Below are 21,286 nucleotides of genomic sequence, written 5' to 3'. Positions count from 1 at the left end.
GGAAACGAATCAAAGGAACAGAGATGATGGTGAATTTCACCGACGCGCCACTGACACCGAGGCTGCTCATCGACGGAGAGCTGGTCGACGGCGACCGCCCGCCGATGGAGATCCTCAATCCCGCTGACGAGAGCGTGTTAGCGCACTCAGCGAGCGGATCACCCGAACAGCTATCGGCAGCCATCAAAGCAGCCCGCACCGCATTCCCGGGGTGGCGCGACACCCCGGTCGAGGAACGCAAGTCCGCACTTCGGAAGATCTCCACCCTGATCCAGGACCATCAGGAAGAGCTCGCGATGCTCCTCACCTCCGAGCAAGGCAAGCGTCTCAGCGAGGCGAGTTCAGAGATCGGTCGTGCCTGCCTGTGGTTCAAGGAGATGGCCGAACTCGAAGTTCCCTGGGATGTAGTTATCGAGAAGGACGACGATCGCGTCGTCCGCGCACGTCGAGTCCCGCTCGGTGTCGTCGCCGCGCTATCACCCTGGAACTTCCCCGTGACCCTCGCGATGTGGAAGGTCGCCCCGGCGCTTCTCACCGGCAACACGGTGGTGCTGAAGCCGTCTCCGTATACGCCGGTCACCAACCTTCGAATCGCCGAGCTCATCCAGCCGGTATTGCCGCGCGGTGTCCTCAACGTGGTCACCGGCGACCACGACCTCGGGCCGCAGCTGACGAGCGACCCACGCATCGACCGCATCGTCTTCACTGGCTCGACGAACACCGGCAGTGCCGTCATGCGCTCCGCAGCTGAGTCCCTCGCGAGCGTCACGCTCGAACTCGGCGGCAACGACGCCGCAATCGTCATGCCTGACGTCGACATCGAAAGCACCGTCCAGAAGGTCTTCTGGATGTGCTTCACCAACAACGCGCAGTACTGCCTCGCTGCCAAGCGCGTGTACATCCACGAACGCATCTACGAAACCTTCGCCGCCCGTATGGTTGAGTATGCACGGCAGTTGCGCACCGGAAACGGACTCGACCCCGACGTCGACCTCGGTCCGGTGGCGAACCGCGACCAATACGACCGCGTTTGTGCCCTTATCGATCGCGTCTCCGCGGAGGGCCATTCGTTCCTCCTACGCGGCGAGATTCCCGAGGGGAAAGGCTTTTACATCGCCCCGTCGATCGTCGACAATCCGCCTGACGACTCCGAGGTCGTTGCGGAGGAGTCATTCGGTCCCATTGTCCCGTTCCTCAAGTTCTCCGACGTGGACGAGGTCGTCGACCGTGTGAACGCGTCTCCGTACGGCCTGGGCGGATCCGTCTGGTCGGCCGACCTCAAGGTCGCGAGCGACATCGCTCAGCGGATCGACTCGGGCATCGTATGGATCAACGAGACACAACGGCTCACACCGGATTTCCCCCTGAGCGGGCACAAGAAGTCCGGTGTCGGCAGGGAAAACGGGCTTGAAGGCGTTCTGGAGTACACCAACGTGCAGATCATCTCGGCCTACCATGGCTCCTGAAGGCGGCGACATGAGCCGTTCCGCCCTCGCCGCACTGACTCCCGGCACCGTGGTTGCAACCCGCGACCATACAGCCGATGAGATCGACCTGTTCCTGTTCAGCGCCGCGTGCTCGCTTCCGCACCGGATCCACTACGACGAGGAATTCGCGCAGTCAGAGGGGCTGAAGACGATTCCCGTGCATGGACCGTTGCAGGCAACCTGGCTGACGCAACTCGCCGCCGAATGGGCCGCCCAGAACCGAGCAAACCTCGCGACGAGCACCGTGCGTCATCAAAGCTCGGCTTACCCGCATGATCGGCTGCAGGCCTCTCTGGTGTTCGTCCGAGCTGAACCTAACCCATCAAACTCCGGCCTCGAGGTCGTTCTCGACCTCTCCCTCACAAAGGAAGACGGCACGGTGACGACCGCCGGCACCGCTCGCGTGAGACTAAACAACGACGACATGTGACGGAGGGTTCTTACATGAGCACTGCACCCGTATTCCTCGCGGGAATCGGTGCGACCGAGTTCTCCCGCGCCAGCGGAAGATCCGTCGGAGCACTCGCACGAGAAGCGGCGCTGAGCGCACTCGCCGATGCTCAACTGACGCCCGGCGATGTCGGGGCTGTCGTCCCCGTGGGTGGTTCGCTGTTCACCGAGGATGTCATCGCCGGGCTGGGGCTGGACGACGGCGTCGCCGATCTCCTTCCTCCACCCGGCGGGAACGGTGGTCTCAATTCGGTGGGCACCGCCGAGACGATCCTGCGATCAGGACTCGCCGACGTCGCCCTCGTCGTGTTCGCGCGCAACGGGCGCTCGGCCAACAGGATTGGTCGTCGCGTCGCCGCACTCCCGGGTCAGCAGTTCCGTGAATTTCTCGAGCGCCCCTACGGATGGTCATCGCCAGCGCAGTGGTACGCGATGATCGCGCAGCGCCACATGGCCGAGTACGACACGAGTCCGGATGCACTCGCCGAGGTCGCTCTGACGATGCGGGCCCATGCCCAGCTCAATCCGGCCGCCATGATGTTCGGACGCACGATGACGCGTGAGGACTACGATGCCTCCCCTATGTTCACCGAACCGTACCGGCTTTTCGACTGCTGCCTGGAGACAGACGGTGCCGTGGCCGTGGTGATGACGAGCAGGGATCGGGGCGTCCTTGACATGGGCGCACGCGATATCCCGCTTCTGGCGTTCAGCGCCGCCCGTCCGGAGAGCGCCGACGACCTCACCAATCGCGAAGACTGGTTCCGGATAGGCCTGACGACCGCCGCGCCGGCCGTGTACGAGCAGGCGAGCCTCGGGCCACACGACGTCGACACCGCGATGATCTACGACTGCTTTACCTTCGAGGTGCTGCATCAGTTGGAAGAGGCCGGCTTCTGCCCACGGGGCGAGGTCGACAGCTTCGTTGCCTCCGGGGCACTAAGGCTCGGGGGCTCGCTCCCCACCAACACACACGGTGGCCTGCTCTCCGAGGGTCACCTACTAGGACTTTCGCATGTCGCCGAAGCCGTTCGGCAGCTCCGCGGCGAGGCCACGGGACGCCAAGTCGAGGACGCGAGGATTGCAGCCGTGACCGGCTGGGGCGACTGGGGAGATGGTTCCATGGCGCTGCTCGGCGGAAGAGAGATGCGATGAACACCGAAGAGATGCTGAACCGCGCGCAACTGATCGCACCCGAGATCGTGCCATACCTGCAAGGCGACACCCGTTCTGACCTGCTCGTGCCGCGTTGCATCGCCTGCGGCTGCCTGGGGTGGCCGCCGCGCCCGTCGTGCTCGACGTGCGGCGAGGACATCTTCGAGCCTGAACCTGTCGAGCCGATCGGAGAGCTCTACTCGTGGACCACTACCCATCGGGCGCCGTCTCCGGAGTTCTCCTCTCTCGTGCCGTACACGGTCGTCATCGTCGAGCTGAAAACGACAGATCGTGTCCGTCTGCTGGGACGACTCGCCGAGACGAACGCATCTCCCACCCTCCGCGTCGGAATGCGAATGCGCGGCGAACGCGAGCACCGAGACGGGTTGCAGCTGCTGGTTTGGAGGATCGATGAGTGAAGACATCGGAACAACGCAGTTCCCCCCCCAAGTGGCGACGATCGCCATAACGCGAGAGGCGATCATGCGGTTCGCCGCGGCCGCCGGGATCTCCTCCCTTAAGCATCATGACGTGCTAGCGGCGCAACGAGCCGGTTTCACCGACCTTGTCGCACCGCCCTATTTCTTCACGGCGCTGGGCCTGACGATGGGGCGAGTCTATACGCGAGCTGAGCTCAGCGACGGGGGGCTCCCAATAGACGACCCACTGGCCGTGCGGAAGATCGTCGCGGGTGAGACGACGGTTCGTTGGTTTGGGCAGATCGTGGCGGGCGACATCATTACCGTCACCCAGGTCTTGCTCGATGTGAAGCGTAAGACTGGCAGGTCCGGACCCTTTGAGATTTATACGTTCCGGCGCGACTACGCACGCGACGGCGAGCTCGTAGTACAGGAGCACTATTCGCGCATCGCGCGGTGAGGCCTGCCTCCGCCCCGTATCGCTCGTCGTCCAGATGTTCATAGCGTCGATTATCGGCGTTTTGGCCGCGGGAGATCGGAAACCGGATGTCAGCCTGAAATTGCGCGTGCTGGTCGTACGAAGAAAGGTCGTAGAAAGAATGCTAGAACCGTCAAGCCCACCCCATAGAGCATAATGAGCCGGCGAGGCACCGATCAGGTTATGCGGCCGTGGATATCTACCCACCCGATTGCTGCGGGCAACTCGAAGGGATAAACACTTGAACCGTATGGAAAGATTGTTATCCTCCGGTTCGCGCCGGCTCGGGCGCGTGAATCGGGAAACCGTGACTTTTCAGTCCAACGGGCTTCGGCTGGTAGGGGATCGGTGGTCGGGGCGGGGTGCAACAAAGGGCAGCGTCCTCCTCCTGCACGGAGGAGGACAGACCCGTCATTCCTGGCGAAGTACAGGATCGCGTCTTGCAGGCGAAGGGTGGAACGCATATGCGCTTGATGCACGCGGCCACGGTGACAGCGACTGGTCCCCGACGGGAGACTATTCCTTAGCTGCCCTTGTCGCCGACCTTGTTGCCGTACAGGACGCGATCGGCGATGAACCTGTACTCGTCGGCGCATCCATGGGCGGAATGACCGCCCTGATTGCGGAGGGTGAGATCGGCGGTATCGCCCGCGGTCTGGTGCTCGTAGACATCGTGGCCCGACCGGAGCCTGCAGGGATTGACCGCATTCGGTCCTTCATGAGCCAGGCCCCGAACGGGTTCGCATCTCTGGAACAAGTGGCGGATGCGGTGGCCGCGTACAACCCGCATCGCGATCGCCCGACTAACATCGACGGTCTCCGCAGGAATGTCCGGTTGAAAGAAGGCGGCCGATGGTATTGGCACTGGGATCCAGCCCTCCTGCCGGGCGGTGAAGAACCCACACACGAGGCTGGCTACGGCCGCGCACGCTCGGCAGCGAGCCGGATCACCATACCCACGATGGTCGTGCACGGTGGGCAATCGGACATCGTCAGTATGGAGGGCGTGCAGGAGATGATCGACCTGATTCCCCGCGCGACAGCCGTGGAAGTTAGTTCTGCAGGTCATATGGTGGCCGGTGACGACAACGATATCTTCACAGCCAACCTTGCCGCATTCCTCAACTCACTCTAATCAGGACGTGCGCTTTGCAGGCTGCCGACCGGTTTCCTGTCCACCGACGGAGCCTGCGGTGTGCGAAGTCCAGCTAGAAAGAATATCCCCTCGAATAGGAGTAAACATGAGTACAGCTGTCGTCGCGCGCCAGGGTGTTCTGGCCGGCGGTTACCTGGTGGGCTTCGTTGCGGCCGCGGGCCTGACCGGATGGCTGGCCAAGCGCAACTGGGACAAAAAGTTTTTGGGCGCCACCGTCTCCTTCCTCGCCGGCACTGTGATCACCTTCGTCTTCGGCATGGCCTGGCTGGCCATCTCGCTGGGCGCGGACCTGCAGCAGACGCTCGAGTGGGGCCTGTACCCGTTCATCATCGGAGGCATCGTGAAGTCCTTGATCGCCGCGGCAGCCATGCCGGCCGCGTGGAAGTTTGCCACCCGGCTTCCCAAAAATCCTTCCCTCGGGTAGCGCTTACGCGCAGGTGGCTCTGGATGCCGCCACCTGGCAGCCAAGTGTCGCTGATTTCGCTCTGGTTTACCCCCGGAGAACGCGGCAATAGCCATTGAATTTCCGAATATTAGGCGCATCTCAGACCAACTAGCTCAACCTCGGCCGATCGCCCCTGAGGCATAGAGCTGTCCCAATCAGTAAGGTTGCTTAGTGTCTACAACATTGACTCCCGCCCAAGCCTGGCAAAAACTCCTCGACGGCAATGCACGCTTCGTAACGGGCAGCTCCGTCCACCCGAATCAGGACGCGGCCCGGCGCAGTTCGCTGATCAACGAACAGCATCCGTTCGCCATCATCTTCGGCTGTTCCGACTCCCGGCTGGCAGCCGAGATCATTTTCGACCTGGGGCTAGGCGATGCTTTCGTGGTCCGCACCGCCGGCCACGTTCTCGGCGACGCCGTCATTGGCTCCCTTGAATATGGCGTGGACATACTCAACGTGCCGCTGATCGTCATCCTTGGCCATGACAGCTGCGGGGCCGTCAAGGCAGCCAAGAATACTGTGGATACCGGCGAAATGCCGCGTGGCGGCCTCCGCGACTTGGTGGAGCGGATCACTCCGTCTGTGCTAACGGCCCGGCGGTCCGGCCTCGAGGATATCAATGACATGGTGATCGAAAACGTGCGCCAGTCATCTGAACGCCTGCTGGACAGCTCCCGCGCCATTTCAGCGGCAGTCGAAGCCGGACAGACAGCCGTCGTCGGCGTCGCCTACAGGCTTGCCGACGGTCGGGTAGACCTGGTCGTCGGGCACGGCGCACTTTCTGATCCGGTTCTCCGCTGACCGACCTCCCGGCATGGCGTCGTGGAATCGACTACGTCCGGAAAGGCTGCTGCGCTCGAACCAGTCCCTTTGAAATATCGCGGCAATGTATACAACCAGTTGTCTTTTTCGCGAACTTGTAGCGTTGAGGGCTCAGTATGTATACACTCGAGGTATGCGTGCCAGTGATCGCGCCTACAAGGTGCTTCGTGAGGACATTCTCGAATGGCGCCTCAGGCCTGGGACGGTACTAGGGGAGGTGGAACAGGCCGAGCGCTTGGGTGTCTCCCGCACTCCCCTGCGCGAGGCCTTGGGCCGGCTGAATGCCGACGGCCTGACCACTCCCCACAGCGGGCGCGGCGTCGTTGTCGCCGACGTCTCGCTGGAGAACGTAATCGAGCTGTTCGAACTGCGTATTGCCCTGGAATGCCACGCGGCAGCATTGGCGGCCAAGCGTGGTGAAACGGATGAGTTCCGCAAGCTGCAGCGTGAGTTCGCCTCGGCAGCCTCGCTGCTGCGGGGCGACGACCCTAACCGGGACGGCTACTACGAGCTAGTTTCCCGGCTGGATGCTGCCATCGATGAGGCAGCCGCCAATGAGTACCTTCGCCAGGCACTGACGAACCTGCGCGTTCACATGATGCGGGTTCGGCGCCTGGCGAAGGACAACCCGGCCAGGCTGCTGGCCTCGGCGGCCGAACATGCCAACATCGCCGGCGCGATCGCCGAGGGAGACAGCCAGCTCGCCGCAGCAGCGACACTGGTGCACCTGAACCAGAGCCTTGAGCATCTCAAGGCCACCCAGAATTCAGCCGAGAGGACAGTTTCATGACCGTTGACCACAAAGTACGCGTCTACCGCAGCGAAGAGAACCTGCCGCGCGAGGACCAGCTCGCCTACAAGATCGCCCAGGTAGCCACCGATCCGGTGGAGGTTTCCGCCGACGTGGCCGAGATGGTGATCAACCGCATCATCGACAATGCCTCGGTGGCGGTCGCCTCCCTGAAACGGGGACCGATCGTCGCCGCACGGGCGCAGGCGCTGAGCCACCCGGTCTCCGGCGGCGGACAAGGCGCCGGGGTGTTCGGCGTCGCCGGGAAAACCTCCCCGGAGTGGGCGGCGTGGGCCAATGGCGTGGCGGTGCGCGAACTGGATTACCACGACACGTTCCTGGCCGCCGACTACTCGCACCCGGGCGACAATATCCCGCCGATCCTCGCGGTGGCCCAGCACGTCGGCGCGAACGGCCGCGATTTGATGCGCGGCATCGCCACCGGTTACGAAATCCAGGTCGATCTGGCCAAGGCCATCTGCCTGCACAAACACAAGATCGACCACGTGGCCCACTTGGGACCGTCCGCCGCCGCCGGCATCGGCACGCTGCTGGGCCTGGATACGGAGACCATCTTCCAGGCCGTCGGCCAGGCGCTGCATACGACGACGGCGACGCGCCAATCGCGCAAGGGCGAAATCTCCACCTGGAAGGCCCACGCACCGGCTTTCGCCGGCAAGATGGCGGTGGAAGCCGTGGACCGGGCGATGCGCGGCCAGACCTCTCCCGTGCCGATCTACGAGGGCGAAGACGGCGTCATCGCCTGGCTGCTGGACGGCCCGGATGCCTCCTACGACGTGCCGCTGCCGGCCCCGGGCGAACCCAAGCGCGCCATCCTGGACACCTACACCAAGGAACACTCGGCCGAGTACCAGGCACAGGCCTGGATCGATCTGGCCCGCAGGCTGCACCGCATGCATCCGGAGGCCACCGACGCGGAGAACGTGAAGTCGGTGCTGATCAAGAGCAGCCACCATACGCACTACGTGATCGGCTCCGGCGCGAACGATCCGCAGAAGTACAGCCCCGCGGCCTCCCGCGAAACACTCGACCATTCGATCCCCTATATCTTCACGGTGGCCCTGCAGGATGGCACCTGGCACCACGTTGACTCGTACGCCCCCGAGCGTGCGGCCCGCCCGGACACCGTGGCGCTGTGGCAGAAGGTCACCACCGAGGAAGACCCGGAGTGGACCCGCCGCTACCATTCGCTGGACGTCTCGGAGAAGGCATTCGGCGGCTCTGTGGAGATCACCCTGGCCGACGGAACGGTCATCACCGACGAAATCGCCGTGGCCGATGCCCACCCGCTGGGCGCCCGCCCGTTCGCCCGGGAACAGTACGTGAATAAGCTGCGCACGCTGGCGGCCGGAATCGTTGACGAGGCTGAAATCGACAGGTTCCTGGCCGCCGCCGAGCGCCTGCCCGAACTGTCCGCCGGAGAGTTGGACCAGCTGAATATCCAGGCAGCCGGCGGGGTCATCGACCTCGCGGCCGGACCGAAGGGGCTGTTCTAAATGCTTTACTCTGCGACCGCCCCGGAGCAGAAGCGCCGGACCCTGCGCGAGGGGCTGGCTTCCGGGGAGCTGCAGCAGTTCCCCGGCGCGTTCAATCCCCTGTCGGCGCGGCTGATTCAGGAGAAGGGGTTCGACGGTGTGTACATCTCCGGCGCCGTGCTGGCCAACGACCTGGGATTGCCGGACATCGGGCTGACCACGCTGACCGAAGTCGCCGTCAGGGCCGGCCAGATCGCGCGGATGACCGACCTGCCCGCCTTGGTGGACGCCGACACCGGCTTCGGCGAACCGATGAACGTGGCCCGCACCATCCAGGAGCTGGAGAACGCGGGCCTGGCCGGCTGCCACATCGAGGACCAGTTCAATCCCAAGCGCTGCGGCCATCTGGATGGCAAGAACGTGGTGGACCTGGAGACCGCGAGCAAGCGGATCCGGGCCGCCGCGGACGCCCGCCGGGACGAAAACTTCCTGATCATGGCCCGGACTGACATCCGAGCCGTGGACGGCCTGGCTGCCGCCCAAGACCGTGCCCGCGCGCTGGTCGATGCCGGCGCGGACGCAATCTTCCCCGAAGCCATGAGGACGTTGGAGGAATTCGCCGCCATCCGCGACGCAGTTGACGTACCGGTGCTGGCCAACATGACCGAATTCGGCAAAAGCGAGCTGTTCACCGCAGAGTCATTGGCCGGGGCCGGCGTGAACATGGTCATCTACCCGGTGACCCTGCTGCGCAGCGCGATGGGGTCCGCCGAGCGGACCCTCGACGCCATCAAGTCCGACGGAACCCAGCAGTCACGGGTCGCGGACATGTTGACCCGTGCGCGTTTGTACGAATTGGTGGACTACGAGGCGTATAACCAATTCGACACCTCTGTATTCAATTTCCAAGTGCCCGGCCGGCACTGACCACAAGACATAGGAGTCGCCATGAGCACCGATGCATCAACCGAAGCACCGCAGATCCACAAAGGGCTGGCCGGCGTCGTCGTCGACACCACGAAAATCTCCAAGGTCAATGCGGAGACCAATTCGCTGCTGTACCGCGGCTACCCGGTCCAGGACCTGGCCGCGCACTGCAGCTTCGAAGAAGTTGCCTATCTGCTGTGGAACGGAGAGCTGCCCGACATGGTTCAGCTCCACGACTTCACCACGGCCGAACGCGGCGGACGAGCCCTGGACCCGGTGGTGAAATCGGTCATCGATGTGCTGCCGCTCGAGGCGCACCCGATGGATGTCTGCCGCACGGCCGCCAGCGTGATCGGAGCCCGACACCCGCTGGCCGGGGATTCCTCTCCGGAGGCGAACATGGCCAAAGCCGTGGAGCTGCTGGCAGCCTTCCCGGCGGTCGTCGCCTACGACCAGCGCCGCCGCCGCGGCCAGGAGCTGGTGGAACCGCGCGAAGACCTGGGCTACGCGGCGAACTTCCTCTGGATGTCCTTCGGTGAAGAGGCCGCCCCGGAAGTCGTGGACGCCTTTAATGTGTCCATGATCCTGTACGCGGAGCACTCTTTCAACGCGTCCACGTTCGCGGCGCGCGTGATCACGTCCACGCTGTCCGACCTGCATTCGGCCGTGACCGGTGCGATCGGCGCGCTGAAGGGCCCGCTGCACGGCGGAGCGAATGAGGCGGTCATGCACACCTTCGAGCAGATCGGCATCCGCCCCGATGAGCCCCGCGAGGAGGCCGCCGCCCGCGCCCGGACCTGGATGGAGCAGGCTCTGGCCGACAAGCAGAAGGTGATGGGCTTCGGCCACCGGGTCTACAAGCACGGTGATTCCCGCGTGCCGACCATGAAGGCCGCCCTGGACAAGATGATCGAACACTATGGACGGCCCGAAATACTCGGCCTCTACGACGGCCTTGAGCACGCGATGGCCGAGGCCAAGAACATCAAACCGAATTTGGACTACCCCGCCGGCCCCACCTACCACCTCATGGGGTTCGACACGGAAATGTTCACCCCGCTCTTCGTGGCCAGCCGCATCACCGGCTGGACCGCCCACATCATGGAGCAGCTGGAATCGAACTCGCTGATCCGTCCGCTCAGCGAGTACAACGGCCGAGCCGAGCGCTCTGTGAAAGAGAGCATCCAGCTGTAACCGCCCCAGCTGCCATGAACTGCGGTGGGGCACCGGACGATCACCCGGATCGTCAAGCTTACCGCCACGATTACGGTGCCCCACCGCCACTTTGTCCAAGCAAAAATGAGCAGTGATAGCTAGAGCAGATGCATCTCATGAGTACCAAACAACTTAATTCGAAATCACTGGAGACACCTATCTAGAAAGCAGCTTCTTATGGAGAAGACGTCACACTTGACCGCACTGAAGCCGAAAAAAGTTGAGGATTGGGCCGCACTCGAGGGGGTTAACATCGATGTCCGTTTGAACGGCATGACAATTTGCTCAGGCATTGTGGACGCGGTGACAGAGGACGGGTCCATTCTTTGGGTGAACCCTGCAGGGTCCGAAAGAAGACTCTTCGAAAAGAGGAGTTCATATGAAGCTTGGACCGATGAGCAATCTGCCCCCTTCCTATACAGAATCGCGGGCAAATCAAAGTTCTAGTCTTGTCACGAATGGTTTGGCCGACGGAAGTCTGCCGGGCAATGAGAAGGAGTAAATATGAGTACAGCCGTTGTCGCACGCCAGGGTGTTCTGGCCGATGCCCTCGTTCCCAGCACCGCCCTGGCTAACACCGCTTTGGTGGTGGCGGCGCCGGCCTGACCGCCCGGCCTGACCGCTGTGATGGCGCAGCTGGCCGTGCCGCTGTGGCCGGTCCCGATCACCGGCCAGACCCTGGCCGTGCTGCTGGTCGACAGCACCCTGGGCCCGGTGCGCGGGATGTTGGCGATGGCGCTGTACTGGGTGGCCGGTGTCGCCGGCATGCCGGTGTTCTCCGAGGCCTCCTCCGGCCTGGCCGCTGCCGTCGGCCCGACCGGCGGCTATCTGGTGGGCTTCGTTGCGGCCGCAGGCCTGACCGGCTGGCTGGCCAAGCGCAACTGGGACAAAAAGTTCCTGGGCGCCACCGTCTCCTTCCTCGCCGGCACTGTGATCACCTTCGTCTTCGGCATGGCCTGGCTGTCCATCTCGCTGGGCGCGGACCTGCAGCAGACGCTCGAGTGGGGCCTGTACCCGTTCATGATCGGCGGCATCGTGAAATCCCTGATCGCGGCCGCCGCCATGCCCGCCGCATGGAAGGTGGCCGCCCGGCTGCCCAAGAATTTTCCCGCGGTTAGCGTGTGGTTGCCGGACGCGCAACCCTTGGTACCTAACGGCCGGCGTATCGTGATGCGCCCGGACCGGGAGGGGCAGCAGAGCCACCGATGATCTGACCCACAAGCCGGTCCCCACCGCCACAAAAGTGAGCGGGAGTCATGCATGCGTGAATAGCTCGACACGATTGCATTCCCATCACTGCCGTCACCAGTACACCGGGTTCCATGGGCGTCCAGAGGCATTGCCCCCACACCGTGGAGCAGAGCGCGATAGCGGGCGGCCTCATTCCGGAGGTGGATAACCGCCGGCATGACGACGCGTACATCGCGGCTGGAGCGACTTATAACCCCAGCCACCGGAGGATGGTGTCCACACCGAAGTCGAATGATTCGTCCGCCTCCAGTTCTTGGAAGCCGGAAGGCATCAGGCGGGCGCCGGCGAGCTCAGCCCGTGGCTGTCGCTCGGCGACCGCCCCAAGATGAAGTGCATCAGCGTCCGGGCTCCCCAGCTTGCCTGCTTGGGCGGAAGGCCGCAGTCGGACAGCAGCGCTTCGAGCAGCCGTAATGGCGCGAGGAACTGTGTCTAAAGAGGGCATCGTCCGGTCCATCTACGACCCCACCGCCGGAACCGGCGGCATGTTCACCGTGGCCCAGGAACACCTTCACTCACTCAACCCGAGCGCCTCCCTCGTCGCCTACGGTCAGGAGATCAACGACGAGTCCTACGCCATCTGTAAGTCGGACCTGCTGATCAAGGGCCAGGACATCTCCAAGATCTCCGTCGGCGACACCCTCGCCAACGACCAGAACATCAATGGAAGAAGATCCAGCCGCAAATCCAGAAGGAAGACGAACTCCACGGCTTCGACGGCCGCTTCGGTCCGGGCCTCACTCGGGTCAGCGACGGCTCGCTGCTGTTCCTGCTGCATCTGGTCCGCAAGATGCGCCCGGCGCACGACGGCGGCTCGCGCATCGGCATCGTCTTGAATGGCTCGCCGCTCTTCACCGGCGGCGCCGGCTCGGGCGAGTCCGAGAAAGACCCCGCGGCGAGGCCTTTGCGACCCACCTCCACGCCGAGCTGCAGACCCTCGCGGCTGCCCCAGCCCAGCGCGTCAGTCGTGCCGTCCGTCAGTTCACTTTCCATAGCTTCTTGAACTGTTCCTTGTAGTCCTGCGGGTAGACGGGCACCGAGGTCGCGGACCCGATGTTGTCCTCCGTCAATACCGATAGCGGGTAGGACTCACCGACTACGGGCTTACCGCTGTCGAGCGCGCGAGCGGCGGTGTCGAGGTTAATCCAAGCCGACATCGCCGTCGGGAGGCCAATCCAGAAAGAGTTCGCACCGCTCTCTAGCGCTGCGAGACTAGTCGGGTTCGGAATGTGGCCGCCGATTTCGACGGAGATACCCGCCTGCTTGAGAGCTGGCTCAATCCCGACGGCCAGGTCCCCGAGGGCGAAGTACGCGAAGTTGATTGACGGATCGGACTGCAGTTTGGAGACCACGGCGTTGGTAGCGGCGGGGGAACCGATGCTCGCGAATGGGATATCAGTGACTGAAACGTCGCAGTCCTGGCATTTCTGCTTGAGGATGTTGCCCATGGTTTCCGCAGCAACATGCTGGGGGCCGGAGGGGAGGGAGAAGAAAGCGACGTTGGCCTGGCAGTTCGTCGCACGCAGGATCGAGTAGGCGCCCAACTCCCCCATATTGGAGTATAGGTCCCCGCCGAGCGGCGTGCCGCCGAATCCCGGCACCTCCTGAGGCGGCTCGTTGATCGAGCCCAGCATCAGCAGCACGCCCTTGTCCTTAGCGGCCTTGACCGGTCCTTGTACCTCGCCGGGGAACAATCCATCGATAACGACGACGTCACCGGGTTTGGCGTCGTTGATGGCCGCCAGAGCCTTACGGGTGAGGTCCTCCACCGACCCGTCGTAAACTACGCCTTTACCAGTCCACCCCATCTCTGCAGCACCGGCGACTATGTTGTCGTTCACCTCCTGCGAGACCGGTACAGATCCCGGGGTTAGCCGGGTGATCGTCACGCCCTGGGCCGGGGGCTTGCTGAGAGGCGTGAGCGTGGCCGGCAGCGACTCGGGCAGCAGCCCGCCGCGCGCGTCAAAATACTTGTTGACATTTTCCACGCACTGCTGCGAGTCTGCGGAAAGTTCGCCGCTCTCGGCGCTGGCGCCGGTACTAGGAACGGCACCGCTACAGGCGGCCAGGGCGAGAATCGTGGAGCTGGCGGCGAGGCCCACGAGGAGACGACGCCAAGGAGGGAGGAAGGAGAGATGAGAGGGCATGGAGGGCCTGCTTTCCTGTGCTCTGAGCGCGCCCTGTCTGGGTGCGGCTAGCGGGTTGGGATGAGATGGTGCTACTGAGATCGGCGCTTTCTGATCGCTCGTGCGGTGATGCTGACCGCGCCGATGAGGACCAGTCCTTCGACGAGGTCCTTGATCCAGGGCAGGTCGGGGAATTGGAGCTGGAGTCCTTTGACGGCTATGGCGAGCAGATAAAGAGCAATAATCGTGCCGCGGACATTGAAGCGGCCAGGAAGAACCTGAGTGGATCCGAGGAATGCGGCAGCGAAGGCGGGCAACAAGTATGGCGCGCCGGCATTGAAGGACGCTGCACCCAATTGCATGGTGAGGATGACGCCTGCAAGCGCTGCGAGCGCGCCCGTGATCATCAGCGAGATCGACTGCAAGCGCTCTACCCTAATGCCGGCGAGCTTCGCTGCCCTCGGATTGGACCCTATGGCGTAGAGATAGCGCCCAAACGGGGTATGTTCCAGTACAAACCAGAGCACGATGGCCACGACGGCGAGGTAGAAGACCGTGATGGGCACCGGACCGATCGCCGCCGAGCCTGCATCGGTGAACGTAGAGCCGACCTGATCCAGCATGATCGTCTGGCCGTCGGCAACCCAGAACGCCAAAGCAGCGAGAATCGACGACATGCCGAGCGTCGCGACGATAGGGTCGACCTCCATGCGGGTGATGATTACCGCGTTTACCGCACCGATCGCCGCACCGGCCAGCACCGTGAGCACGACGCCGAGCGGCCAGGGTACGCCCCCATCAGTCACCATCCATCCCAGCAGACAGATAGAGAAGGTCATGTTGGCAGCGAGGGAGATGTCGAAGGCGCCAGCAGCCATCGAAACGGTGACCGCTAAGGTGAGGATCCCAGCGATCGCGGCGCTGCCTGCGATCACTGCCGCGTTGTTGGCGGTCCCAAACGTGTGCGGCAATAACAGCGAGAACACCACTGCTAGGATCACGGCCAGGTACAGGCCAGAGTACCTGTCCAGTCTCATGAGCTCCAGGAACCGCGCAGGCTTGGCCTGCCTCGTGCTTTCGGGACCGGGCAAGCGCTGTGGTTCTATAACGTTGCCGCGGTCCGTGGACACGTCAGAGGTCACTTTTGGGATCATACAGACGACTCCTCGTTTGCGGGCCTCATTTAGTGAGCCCCAAGCTGATATGGACCAGACGGCGCGTCTGGATTTCGGCACCGTGAAGCTCTGCGACCGTGCGGCCCTGACGCAGGACGACCACCCTGTCGCAGAGGCGTTCGAGTTCCGCCTCGTCCGATGAACAGACCAGGACTGCCATGCCCTGTGTTGCCGCTGCATCTATTAAGTGGTGGATCTCTGCCTTCGCCGCGACATCAACACCTTGGGTAGGCTCGTCCAGCAGCAGGACGACAGGGGCAGCCTGAAGCCACTTGCCCAAGACGATCTTCTGCTGGTTGCCGCCCGACAGGGCCTCAATCGGAGCCTCCAGCGAAGGCGCCTTCACTGCCAGCGTGCGCATCATCGTTTCGGCTTGACGGCGGTCATCCCGACCGCGGATCCGGATGTGCGGTGCGAGACGGCGCACCGTGGTGAGGTTTAGATTCTCCCGTACGTTGAGGCCGACGGCGACCCCATCGCGTAGCCTGTTGGCGGGCACCATCCCCAAGCCGAGGGCGCACGACAGGTGCGGACGTGAGCCCGGGAGCTCGCGACCCCCTACCGTGACACGTCCGTCTCGGGGCTTGGCTCCAAAGATCACGGAACAGAGCTCCTCACGGCCCGAACCGGTGATTCCGGCGACACCCACCACTTCACCCGCACGCACCTGCAGATCGAAATCGATGAGCTCGGCGCCCCTGACACCCTCAAGTGCCAGCAACGGCTCGTCAGGGGAGGGCACAGACCGTCTCCGGACATCGTCGGCAACGCCACCAGTCATGAGATTGACCAGCGACCTCGGATTGAGCTCCGCACAGCGCTTCGTCGCCACGCCGTGGCCGTCCACTAGAACCGTCACACGGTCCGCGATCTCGAAGATCTCATCCAGGTGGTGCGACACATACAACACACCGACACCTTGGCGACGCACGGTGTCGATGATGGAGAAGAGCCGTTGAACCTCCCCCTTCGGCATGGTCGCCGTCGGTTCGTCCAATACCAGCACTGACATGTCGCCGCGGGCGCTCTGCAGCGCCCGTGCGATGGCCACCGCTGTTCGCTCCACCGGCTGCAGGTCCTCCACTGCCATGCGGACATCGAGCTCGTAACCGACCGCCCGGATAGCTGTCTGAGCGGCCTCCCTCTGACGGCGCCAGTTGATGCGAGTCCCTAGCTCCGTAGCGTAGCCATACCCCAACGCGAGATTGTCGGCAACGGAAAGGCCAGGGACGAGACCGAGATCCTGATGCACGAACCGCACGCCTGCGTGGTGGATGTCATCGGGGTCACCCAAGGCTCGGGGTCGCCCGTCAACTATCGCACTCGCACCAGGATCCGCCTCGTGGAAACCGGCGAGGATTTTGATGAGCGTGGACTTGCCCGAACCGTTCTGGCCCATCAGCGCATGCACCTCACCCCTTGCGACGTCCAACGAGACGTCGTGGAGCACTCGCGTGCCTCCGAAGGTTTTTGACACGGCGTGCAGCTCGAGCCGTGGTGCTCGTCCCTTGACATCCATGTCTTCCTGCCTGACTTTCTACTCGCTCATCACGGAACACTTTGGCTTGCCCATCATGAAGAGATTCCCGGTATGGATCCTCGTTCTCTGCGATTTCTGTGGACCGATGGCACACCTGCGCCCCCGCATAGTTCCAGCAGCATCCCTGTGATCTAGGGAGGTCAGTGGATAAGAATCCTGCCGTGTAGCGATCGTTATGTCAATGTCTTTGTTCGCTCGGATTTCTGGGAGATGTTGGGTCCTTGACCTCGATGCTGTCGGGGACGGTGGGGTTGTCAGCCGAAAAACGCGTAGTTCACCTTCGCGCCTGCACGTCCGGGCAAGTCCCGTCACATGCGGCCCATGCGAGCCGGGTGAGATCCCGACGAGTCAGCGGGTCGCGTCGTGGCGAGCGGGGAGAGCTTCGAGGAGTCTGCCTCGAGGATGGGGGCAGAGCACGCCAGGCGTGAGCGGGGGTCGGTGTCGATGACCTTTGGCGGCACGCGTGCTGCCAAAGGTCTCGTTGAACGTCGCAGCGGGCGAGGCGCATGCGCTGATAGGCCAGAAGGCTTCGGGCAATTCCACGCTGCTCAAGTTGCGGAGGCTAAACGTGCGGAAACCGCTAGGGGTTGACGTAGCGCTCGCTACGTGGATATTCTCCTTGTGACTCACCTCACTAACAGTCTGGCAGCAAATCACTAAGTAGTGCAGGGCTGACGCTTAGCAGCAGACGACTGTGTGAGTTGAAAGTAGGAAAACGACCAGCATGGATGAGGCTGATCTACTAGCCTCCTTGCGGTTGTCATGACGTTCGGGCGCCGGGGGCTTTGCTGGACTGTCCAAGCATGTACCCCGGCGAAGTTTCGGGAGCAGGCCCTAAAGCTGCTGAAGGCGTAGGGACGCTCCACCTGCGGGAGCACACGGGTGAACCACAACGACAGGAGATACGGACGTGAACATGAACGTAGAGACGCGGAGCGATGGCCGCAAGGTCTGCCCGTACGATCATCATTCGTTCGAGTTCGGCCAGAACTATCGAGAGATCCACAGGGAGGTCCGGGAGGCGGGGCCGGTGGTGTGGAGCGAGAGCCACGGCGGGTTCTGGGTCGTCACCGACTACGAGTCGAACCGCAAGGTGTTGATGGATCCCGAGACGTTCACCATCGGGCCTGTGGAGGGTGCTCACGAGTTCGGGCCGATCCTCCCGCAGCCGGAGGAGGTTCGGGCGATGGCGGAGACGCCCGGCATGTTCTTCTTTGTCGACGGTGAGCGCCATGACACTCCGCGGGCCGTGCTGAGCGGGCCCTTCTCCAAGCGGCGGGTGGCGGCGAAGGCCGACATGATCCAGTTGCACGTGGACCGCGTGCTCGACCGCGTCCTGCCGCGAGGTGAGTTCGACATCGTCTACGACGTGGGCATGCCGGTCGTGGCCGGAGTGGTCAGCGAGCTATTGGGTCTCGAGCTGGAAGATCCGGCGGCGATCTTCCGTGCGATGGAAGGCCCTTCACAGTACGCCCGGTCGGATGAGGACGGCTCCGAGGAGGTCAAGATGTCACTGTCGGAGGCCCTCGCCTACGTCGGCGAGGTCGTGCGAGCCCGGAAGGAGGAGCCGCGCGACGACCTGATCTCCACCCTCCATCAGGCCAACGACGGACAGTTCTCCGTCGACGAGGTTCAGGGCATGGTCACGCAGCTGCTCTTGGCCTCCCTTGAGAACCCTCAGGCCCTCACGGGGCACTGCATGCTCTATCTCGCCGACCGGCCCGAGCTGCGCGCTCAACTCCGCGCCGACCCAAGCCGAATCTCCGACTTCGTCGTGGAGGGGTTGCGCAACTTCAACCCCGGGATGACGACCGCGCGTACTGCCACGCGCGACGTCGAACTCGGCAGGATGCAGATCCGCAAGGGCGATCGCATCCTTGTGCATCTGGCGGCGGCCAACGCCGACCCGGCGATGTACGAGCACCCGGACGAGTTCGATCCCGAGCGGCGGGGGTTTCAGCACCTCGCCCTAGGTGCCGGCATCCACAACTGCCTGGGCTCGCATCTGGTTCAGGCCATGGTGACGGCGACGCTGCAGGGCCTGCTGGAGCGGATCGAGGAGTACTCGTTCGACCCCGACAAGGTGGTCAGGAACACGGACAAGGGCGCCAACGACGTCTTCGACAGGGCGTGGATGCGCGTCACTGCCTTGCGGGCCCCCAGCGCGCGGGAGGCGGCATCATGAGCAGCTCAGCGTACCTCCTGTGGAAGCAGCCTGCACCGTGAATGACCAAGGAGGCCGGCAACCGGCAGCAGCGCGTGGCGGCGATGCGCACCGTTCCGCTGGACCTCGGCCGCCCCGTCCGCGAACAGCAGGGGTGAGCTGACCTGAGCAAGCCCGATGGCACCTCACGCTGAGGCGTCGCGCAGGTCGCTCCCACGGGCACGGAGCGGGGCGGCCGATTTCGGCGCGAGCGTCGCGTCTTGACCGTCTCCGCGCCCGTGGGGAACACAATGATCACAAAGGCTCAGGCAACTCGCCATCCGTGTCTGCGCTCAAGTAAGGGGAAGACAATTGACACAACTGGACAAGGTTGACCTGAACACCGGAACGCTGACCACAGAGCTCAGAGAAGCAGAGTTCGACATGGCTGTGGAGGGACGCGAAGGCAGCACCAAGGACGTCGCCATCTTCACTCTGCGAGAGGTGCACGGCTCAGAGCTCCCGCTGTGGCAGCCGGGTGCCCACATCGACCTCCTGGTCCCCGGCGTCGGGCCACGGCAGTACTCGCTGTGCGGGGACCCGTCGGATCATCGACGATGGCGCGTCGGAGTCCTCAACGAGCCCGGCGGCCGCGGTGGCTCGCGCTACCTCCACGAAAACCTGGCGGTCGAGTCGACCATCCGAGTCCGGGGGCCCCGTAACCACTTCCGCCTGCTGCCCTCGGACAACTACCTGTTTATCGCTGGCGGCATTGGGATTACCCCCATCCTTCCGATGCTCGCCGCAGCCGATCGGGTCGGCGCGAGCTGGCGCTTGATCTACGGAGGCCGGCACCTGTCAACCATGGCCTTCGTGGACGAGCTCGCGATCTACGGCGACCGGGTCACGCTGTGGCCAGAGGATGAGAAGGGCCTGATAGACCTAGCTGGTTTGCTAGGGGCGGCCCATGCCGAAACCAAGGTCTACTGCTGCGGGCCAGCCCCCCTCCTCGAGGCGGTCGAGCAGGGGTGCGCCCACTGGGCCCCCGGGAGCCTGCACCTCGAGCGGTTCGCTGCGCGGCCCCTCACCGAGTCAGCTCGAGCTGAAGCCTTCGACGTCGAGCTTCGAAAGTCGGGAATGATCCTTAGCGTCCCGCCCGAGCGCAGCATCCTCGAGGTGGTGGAGGAAGCAGGCGTCCACGTGCTGTGGTCATGTGGTGTGGGCACCTGCGGGACCTGCGAGACGCCCGTCATCGAGGGGTCACCCGAGCACCGCGACTCCATCCTCGATGCAGAGGAAAGGCGTGCGAACGACTGCATGATGATCTGCGTCTCGCGCTGCATAAGCGGGGGACTGGTGCTTGACCTCTAGCGAAGCCGGGGGTTCTAAACTTGCACGTTTGTCTTGAGTTTCTGGCACGGTCCGAGCGGGTGTTGTCCGTATAGGTATCGGACGATTACGGGCTCCGCCCCGCCCCACGGCCATCAGTCGACCACGCACCTGCCCGCTGCCGACCTGACTGGTCGGCAGGAAGGCGACCGGGGACGATTCCCGCGTTAGCACTCAACCGATCTACGAGCGAGGTGCCCGACTGTTGCCCCGACAGCATCGCCATGGCTCGCCGCAGTCCTTCTGGCCTCCTCACCTGGCACGCTGTTTAAGGAGCTTTGGCATCGGTTCCTCTCGTTCTGTGAAGGTGCGGTCCAGTCGGCGAAGCCGAAATTCGATGCGATGGTTGCCGCCTCCTCGAACCTGCCCCCGGCCGGCTCGGACGAGCTCATGCCAAACCCTGGCCACCACACCGTGGACTGGCTCCTACCAAAGGTTTCTTCTGCCGGCCAACCCAAACTAGAAGCATTCGTTCGGACGTGCTGTCAGGAGATCGAGGTTTCCGCCGCGCCCTTGATCCTCGTTTGTTTGGCTGGCTCCTTGGCGCGCATTCCGATAATGACTGCTAGGGCTGCTGCTATGGCGATGAACGTGAAGCCGGTCTGGTAGGCCCCCGCGGTGGGCGGTTGGGCCGGCGTGGGAGAAACGACGGTGGCGACTAGGGCTGCGCCGAGCGCGCCGCCCACGGTGCCCACGCCGGAGAGCGTACTGGCGGCCAGGGCCTGATACAGGGTGTACAGGAGCGGGGAGGAGGAAGGTCAGCCCGAGGGTCGCCAAGGCGGGGCCGGCGACCATGACTGTCCGGGTATCGAAACGGTGGAC

21 protein-coding genes are annotated in these 21,286 nt (G+C 63.7%); 17 read left to right on the top strand and 4 right to left on the bottom strand.

The window, feature by feature from the left end:
• Positions 1 to 23 precede the first annotated feature (23 nt).
• The 15 genes from AC5RVS_RS03470 to AC5RVS_RS03400 all read left to right on the top strand — a co-directional run bounded on the left by AC5RVS_RS03470 (position 24) and on the right by AC5RVS_RS03400 (position 12,927).
• A complete protein-coding gene (locus AC5RVS_RS03470; protein ID WP_494107120.1) occupies positions 24 to 1,466 on the top strand; it encodes an aldehyde dehydrogenase family protein in 1,443 nt (480 codons plus the stop codon).
• Between the two features lie 10 nt (positions 1,467 to 1,476).
• Positions 1,477 to 1,917, top strand: a complete 441-nt coding sequence (locus tag AC5RVS_RS03465; protein WP_494107119.1) for a MaoC family dehydratase — start codon at positions 1,477 to 1,479, stop codon at positions 1,915 to 1,917.
• Between the two features lie 14 nt (positions 1,918 to 1,931).
• A complete protein-coding gene (locus AC5RVS_RS03460; RefSeq protein ID WP_494107118.1) occupies positions 1,932 to 3,092 on the top strand; it encodes a thiolase C-terminal domain-containing protein in 1,161 nt (386 codons plus the stop codon).
• Positions 3,089 to 3,511 (top strand): Zn-ribbon domain-containing OB-fold protein, encoded by a 423-nt coding sequence (locus AC5RVS_RS03455; protein ID WP_494107117.1) that lies wholly within the window; start codon positions 3,089 to 3,091, stop codon positions 3,509 to 3,511. The genes AC5RVS_RS03460 and AC5RVS_RS03455 overlap by 4 nt, the downstream gene beginning before the upstream one ends.
• The gene (locus AC5RVS_RS03450) at positions 3,504 to 3,971 is read left to right on the top strand and encodes an FAS1-like dehydratase domain-containing protein (RefSeq protein ID WP_494107116.1); all 468 of its coding nucleotides are present in this window, start codon (positions 3,504 to 3,506) and stop codon (positions 3,969 to 3,971) included. The genes AC5RVS_RS03455 and AC5RVS_RS03450 overlap by 8 nt, the downstream gene beginning before the upstream one ends.
• 268 nt (positions 3,972 to 4,239) lie before the next feature.
• Positions 4,240 to 5,124 (top strand): alpha/beta fold hydrolase, encoded by an 885-nt coding sequence (locus tag AC5RVS_RS03445; RefSeq protein ID WP_494107310.1) that lies wholly within the window; start codon positions 4,240 to 4,242, stop codon positions 5,122 to 5,124.
• 106 nt (positions 5,125 to 5,230) lie between these two features.
• Complete coding sequence (locus tag AC5RVS_RS03440; protein WP_494107115.1) at positions 5,231 to 5,569, top strand: biotin transporter BioY; 339 nt, start codon at positions 5,231 to 5,233, stop codon at positions 5,567 to 5,569.
• 192 nt (positions 5,570 to 5,761) lie between these two features.
• Positions 5,762 to 6,394, top strand: a complete 633-nt coding sequence (locus tag AC5RVS_RS03435) for a carbonic anhydrase (RefSeq protein WP_494107114.1) — start codon at positions 5,762 to 5,764, stop codon at positions 6,392 to 6,394.
• Between the two features lie 154 nt (positions 6,395 to 6,548).
• Positions 6,549 to 7,205 carry a GntR family transcriptional regulator gene (locus AC5RVS_RS03430; protein WP_494107113.1) on the top strand — a complete coding sequence of 219 codons (657 nt, stop codon included), beginning with the start codon at positions 6,549 to 6,551 and terminating at the stop codon, positions 7,203 to 7,205.
• On the top strand, positions 7,202 to 8,722 hold the full coding sequence (locus AC5RVS_RS03425) for an MmgE/PrpD family protein (RefSeq protein ID WP_494107112.1): 1,521 nt from the start codon (positions 7,202 to 7,204) through the stop codon (positions 8,720 to 8,722). Before AC5RVS_RS03430 ends, AC5RVS_RS03425 begins: the two co-directional genes overlap by 4 nt.
• Positions 8,723 to 9,628: a methylisocitrate lyase gene (prpB, locus tag AC5RVS_RS03420; RefSeq protein ID WP_494107111.1), complete on the top strand. Its 906-nt coding sequence runs from the start codon at positions 8,723 to 8,725 to the stop codon at positions 9,626 to 9,628.
• A gap of 21 nt (positions 9,629 to 9,649) precedes the next feature.
• A complete protein-coding gene (locus tag AC5RVS_RS03415; protein ID WP_494107110.1) occupies positions 9,650 to 10,822 on the top strand; it encodes a bifunctional 2-methylcitrate synthase/citrate synthase in 1,173 nt (390 codons plus the stop codon).
• A 198-nt stretch (positions 10,823 to 11,020) separates the two neighbouring features.
• On the top strand, positions 11,021 to 11,290 hold the full coding sequence (locus tag AC5RVS_RS03410) for a hypothetical protein (RefSeq protein WP_494107109.1): 270 nt from the start codon (positions 11,021 to 11,023) through the stop codon (positions 11,288 to 11,290).
• Between the two features lie 180 nt (positions 11,291 to 11,470).
• Positions 11,471 to 12,052, top strand: coding sequence for a biotin transporter BioY (locus AC5RVS_RS03405; protein WP_494107309.1), 582 nt, complete (start codon positions 11,471 to 11,473; stop codon positions 12,050 to 12,052).
• Between the two features lie 467 nt (positions 12,053 to 12,519).
• The gene (locus AC5RVS_RS03400; RefSeq protein ID WP_494107108.1) at positions 12,520 to 12,927 is read left to right on the top strand and encodes an N-6 DNA methylase; all 408 of its coding nucleotides are present in this window, start codon (positions 12,520 to 12,522) and stop codon (positions 12,925 to 12,927) included.
• Positions 12,928 to 13,068: 141 nt separating this feature from the next.
• Here the strand turns inward: AC5RVS_RS03400 and AC5RVS_RS03395 are convergent, their stop codons facing one another.
• From AC5RVS_RS03395 to AC5RVS_RS03385, 3 genes are all read right to left on the bottom strand, one after another.
• Complete coding sequence (locus AC5RVS_RS03395; RefSeq protein WP_494107107.1) at positions 13,069 to 14,079, bottom strand: sugar ABC transporter substrate-binding protein; 1,011 nt, start codon at positions 14,077 to 14,079, stop codon at positions 13,069 to 13,071.
• 230 nt (positions 14,080 to 14,309) lie between these two features.
• Positions 14,310 to 15,359 carry an ABC transporter permease gene (locus AC5RVS_RS03390; RefSeq protein WP_494107106.1) on the bottom strand — a complete coding sequence of 350 codons (1,050 nt, stop codon included), beginning with the start codon at positions 15,357 to 15,359 and terminating at the stop codon, positions 14,310 to 14,312.
• A 37-nt stretch (positions 15,360 to 15,396) separates the two neighbouring features.
• Complete coding sequence (locus AC5RVS_RS03385; protein ID WP_494107105.1) at positions 15,397 to 16,911, bottom strand: sugar ABC transporter ATP-binding protein; 1,515 nt, start codon at positions 16,909 to 16,911, stop codon at positions 15,397 to 15,399.
• Positions 16,912 to 17,848: 937 nt separating this feature from the next.
• Here AC5RVS_RS03385 and AC5RVS_RS03380 point away from each other — a divergent pair.
• Positions 17,849 to 19,117 (top strand): cytochrome P450, encoded by a 1,269-nt coding sequence (locus tag AC5RVS_RS03380; protein WP_494107308.1) that lies wholly within the window; start codon positions 17,849 to 17,851, stop codon positions 19,115 to 19,117.
• Positions 19,118 to 19,447: 330 nt separating this feature from the next.
• Positions 19,448 to 20,446, top strand: coding sequence for a PDR/VanB family oxidoreductase (locus AC5RVS_RS03375; RefSeq protein ID WP_494107104.1), 999 nt, complete (start codon positions 19,448 to 19,450; stop codon positions 20,444 to 20,446).
• 503 nt (positions 20,447 to 20,949) lie between these two features.
• Here the strand turns inward: AC5RVS_RS03375 and AC5RVS_RS03370 are convergent.
• A complete protein-coding gene (locus tag AC5RVS_RS03370) occupies positions 20,950 to 21,159 on the bottom strand; it encodes a hypothetical protein (protein ID WP_494107103.1) in 210 nt (69 codons plus the stop codon).
• Between the last annotated feature and the right edge of the window lie 127 nt (positions 21,160 to 21,286).

The organism is Arthrobacter sp. Y3221048, from assembly GCF_059092685.1.
Note: the sequence above shows the minus strand (reverse complement) of the source record. Positions and strands in the feature narration are given on the sequence as shown.

What these genes read in the sequence shown, in the direction of transcription:
- AC5RVS_RS03430 (WP_494107113.1), top strand. Translation starts at nt 6,549, where the DNA reads ATGCGTGCCAGTGATCGCGCCTACAAGGTGCTTCGTGAGGACATTCTC.
- AC5RVS_RS03450 (WP_494107116.1), top strand. Translation starts at nt 3,504, where the DNA reads ATGAGTGAAGACATCGGAACAACGCAGTTCCCCCCCCAAGTGGCGACG.
- AC5RVS_RS03445 (WP_494107310.1), top strand. Translation starts at nt 4,240, where the DNA reads ATGGAAAGATTGTTATCCTCCGGTTCGCGCCGGCTCGGGCGCGTGAAT.
- AC5RVS_RS03460 (WP_494107118.1), top strand. Translation starts at nt 1,932, where the DNA reads ATGAGCACTGCACCCGTATTCCTCGCGGGAATCGGTGCGACCGAGTTC.
- AC5RVS_RS03470 (WP_494107120.1), top strand. Translation starts at nt 24, where the DNA reads ATGATGGTGAATTTCACCGACGCGCCACTGACACCGAGGCTGCTCATC.
- AC5RVS_RS03455 (WP_494107117.1), top strand. Translation starts at nt 3,089, where the DNA reads ATGAACACCGAAGAGATGCTGAACCGCGCGCAACTGATCGCACCCGAG.
- AC5RVS_RS03385 (WP_494107105.1), bottom strand. Translation starts at nt 16,911, where the DNA reads ATGGATGTCAAGGGACGAGCACCACGGCTCGAGCTGCACGCCGTGTCA.
- AC5RVS_RS03380 (WP_494107308.1), top strand. Translation starts at nt 17,849, where the DNA reads ATGAACGTAGAGACGCGGAGCGATGGCCGCAAGGTCTGCCCGTACGAT.
- AC5RVS_RS03405 (WP_494107309.1), top strand. Translation starts at nt 11,471, where the DNA reads ATGGCGCAGCTGGCCGTGCCGCTGTGGCCGGTCCCGATCACCGGCCAG.
- AC5RVS_RS03410 (WP_494107109.1), top strand. Translation starts at nt 11,021, where the DNA reads ATGGAGAAGACGTCACACTTGACCGCACTGAAGCCGAAAAAAGTTGAG.
- AC5RVS_RS03415 (WP_494107110.1), top strand. Translation starts at nt 9,650, where the DNA reads ATGAGCACCGATGCATCAACCGAAGCACCGCAGATCCACAAAGGGCTG.
- AC5RVS_RS03465 (WP_494107119.1), top strand. Translation starts at nt 1,477, where the DNA reads ATGAGCCGTTCCGCCCTCGCCGCACTGACTCCCGGCACCGTGGTTGCA.
- AC5RVS_RS03440 (WP_494107115.1), top strand. Translation starts at nt 5,231, where the DNA reads ATGAGTACAGCTGTCGTCGCGCGCCAGGGTGTTCTGGCCGGCGGTTAC.
- prpB (WP_494107111.1), top strand. Translation starts at nt 8,723, where the DNA reads ATGCTTTACTCTGCGACCGCCCCGGAGCAGAAGCGCCGGACCCTGCGC.
- AC5RVS_RS03425 (WP_494107112.1), top strand. Translation starts at nt 7,202, where the DNA reads ATGACCGTTGACCACAAAGTACGCGTCTACCGCAGCGAAGAGAACCTG.